General features: G+C 41.2%; 2 tRNA genes. Both read left to right on the top strand.

Going from position 1 to position 754, the window contains the following annotated elements:
- Positions 1 to 43 precede the first annotated feature (43 nt).
- Positions 44 to 121, top strand: a tRNA-Ile gene (locus ACTJKC_RS25380).
- 81 nt (positions 122 to 202) lie between these two features.
- A tRNA-Ala gene (locus ACTJKC_RS25375) sits at positions 203 to 276 on the top strand.
- Positions 277 to 754 lie beyond the last annotated feature (478 nt).

Genomic DNA, 754 nt, shown 5'->3' with positions numbered 1-754 from the left:
AGATACTATATACTGCGACATAAAAAAGCTTACCCAATAACAAAGTCCCGTAGCTCAGCCTGGTTAGAGCACTACACTGATAATGTAGGGGTCTCCAGTTCAAATCTGGACGGGACTACCATTGAAGTTGGGAGATTAGAGAGAAGAGTCGGGAGTTAGAAATACTCCAAACTGATAACTCCAAACTCAAAACTACTACTCTGGGGGATTAGCTCAGCTGGCTAGAGCGCCTGCCTTGCACGCAGGAGGTCAACGGTTCGACTCCGTTATTCTCCACAATAAGAGTTTTAGCGGATGGCGCTAGAGCGTCCCGATTTTCATCGGGAAGGTCAACGGTTCGACTCCGTTATTCTCCACATTTGAGCATAAAGCTTAAAGATCAAAGCAGAAAGCTTTCAAAAAACATACAACAAAAACGATTATCTGGACTGGTAATCTACATTGACATGATTAAGAAAAGAAAGAAACGCCATGGGGCACATCTATGAATCTAAATACTTAATATTATATACTAAGTGCTGATTGAAAAGATGAAACGGTTCGAGACCGCAGTTTTTTACTAACGAAGCTGAAACGAAGCTTAGGTTAGGGCACATGACACCCTATACCTTTATACCTTCGGCCTTCAGTCTCAGTAAAGTTCTTTGACATATTGGAAGAAGTTAAAAAAGAAGAGCAAACAACAATAGGCGACTGTTGTGTTTGTGCTCTCCTAAGGATGTAGCAATACAAAATTAGGGATGAGACATCATAA

The organism is Pedobacter sp. 22226 (assembly GCF_052045455.1).
GTDB classification, from domain to species: Bacteria; Bacteroidota; Bacteroidia; order Sphingobacteriales; family Sphingobacteriaceae; genus Pedobacter; species Pedobacter jeongneungensis.
The sequence above is the reverse complement of the archived record's forward strand: the minus strand, read 5'-3'. Positions and strand labels throughout refer to the sequence as shown.